Origin of the sequence: Sulfurimonas sp. (assembly GCF_016744025.1) — a bacterium.
Taxonomy (GTDB): domain Bacteria; phylum Campylobacterota; class Campylobacteria; order Campylobacterales; family Sulfurimonadaceae; genus Sulfurimonas.
Genome location: NZ_JADGFC010000250.1, coordinates 1 through 1,563, shown reverse-complemented (window position 1 = coordinate 1,563; position 1,563 = coordinate 1). Strand labels below are relative to the sequence as shown.

2 protein-coding genes are annotated in these 1,563 nt (G+C 27.8%); both read right to left on the bottom strand.

Going from position 1 to position 1,563, the window contains the following annotated elements:
• Positions 1-50 precede the first annotated feature (50 nt).
• On the bottom strand, positions 51-1,148 hold the full coding sequence (locus QZZ48_RS15760; protein WP_294967205.1) for a phage minor head protein: 1,098 nt from the start codon (positions 1,146-1,148) through the stop codon (positions 51-53).
• The coding region (locus QZZ48_RS15755) for a hypothetical protein (RefSeq protein ID WP_294967204.1) at positions 1,135-1,563 on the bottom strand (429 nt) is incomplete at its 5' end. The genes QZZ48_RS15760 and QZZ48_RS15755, both read right to left, overlap by 14 nt.

Below are 1,563 nucleotides of genomic sequence, written 5' to 3'. Positions count from 1 at the left end.
CTTTGTTTTTGGTCGAATAAGATTAGCAGATTATCGATTAATCCTATCTTTCAACTTACTTTCAAAAAATTGCACTTGATTTTAGAATTGGCGTCTTTAAAATATCTAAAAACTGTAAGTATTGCTTTTTTCTTACCATCTACATTTATATATCTAAACATATTTTTCTTTAACCCAAAATCATCAAATTCAAGATATATCTCATCTGGTTCTTTTATAGTTTTAGTAAACTCATCTAAAAATAGATGTCTATCCATTTTCATTATTTTTAACTCTTTTGTTTTTTTATCTAAAAATAAATTATCATCTATTACCATTGGGTCACCAACTTTATCTAAAAATGTATCGCCTTTTTTTACACCCATTTTTTGATAAAAAAGTCCTAAAAGTTTATCTTGGTCTAATTTTTCATAAGCTTTATTTTTAGAACTTTTTGGAAGTTCCTGTAAACTTTTGTCTAGGTTGATTTTTGATAATCCACTTAATTTATTTGTAGCACCTACATTATACGACCAATCTTTATGTGCTATATTTTCTAATTTTCCTTGATGAACTTTCCACCCTTTTTTGTCAATCTCTTTTTTAGTATGAGCTGTAACATAACACTTGCAGCCCCAACCATTAGGTGGATAGTTTGTAGACCACCAAATATGTTCCCTTGGTAAAATAACTCCATGTTTTGATTTATGGTCATCTCTTCTGTTACCATGTTGTAAGGCTCGGTATTGTAAAAATGTAGCAAGTTTAAAACCACTTTGTTGCTTATATCTACCTACTGCATAAGCTACTTCCTTATTGGTATTTAAAATATTTTTTAATCTTCTACTACCGATATAGACCTCTTTAGTTTTACCTGTTTTAGGATCTGTTATCTCTTTAGTTCCATACCACCCTTTTTTTTGTAAAGTTGGTTTTATATTTTTTTTAAATGTTTCAAAAGGTGTACCATCTTTTATAGCTGTTTGAACTGCTTCATGCATATCACTAAGTAAGTCTAATCTTGTAATTTTAGCAACTGTAAAAGCTTTGTGATGAGCTTGATGCATCATCTCTTCATAATCATAAGTAAGATTAAGACCTTTACCTTTTATATATGATATTGCTTCATCAGGCTTTAATGGATTAAAATCAATTTTACTCTTTGGCATCATTTCCAGCTTTTATACTACCTTCTACTGTAGCTTTGATATTATCTTTTAATAAAATATTTTCTAATGTCTTTAAATCCATAAAATTATATTGTTCTAATAATTTATCTAATAAATCATCATAAGAGTTGCACTCATCAACAATGACACCAATATAGCCCAATACTTCATCTTCCAATGCTCGTGTTTCTAAATCATCATTATTTGATTGTTTATTTAATGATAGTCTATTATTTACAGGAGCATCTACTTTTTTAAATGTTATATCTTCTATATTAAAAGTTTCACTAACATATTTTACAGGTACTTCATAGCCAGAACTTGTAAGATTTTGTACAATTTTAGATTTTGTTTCTAATTCATCATGGTTTTTTTGTTCAGGTAAAATATACTTAAATTTTACAGGTGTAAAAGC

Excerpts from the sequence above, each read along its gene's own strand:
- QZZ48_RS15760 (WP_294967205.1), bottom strand. The coding sequence starts at position 1,148 with ATGCCAAAGAGTAAAATTGATTTTAATCCATTAAAGCCTGATGAAGCA.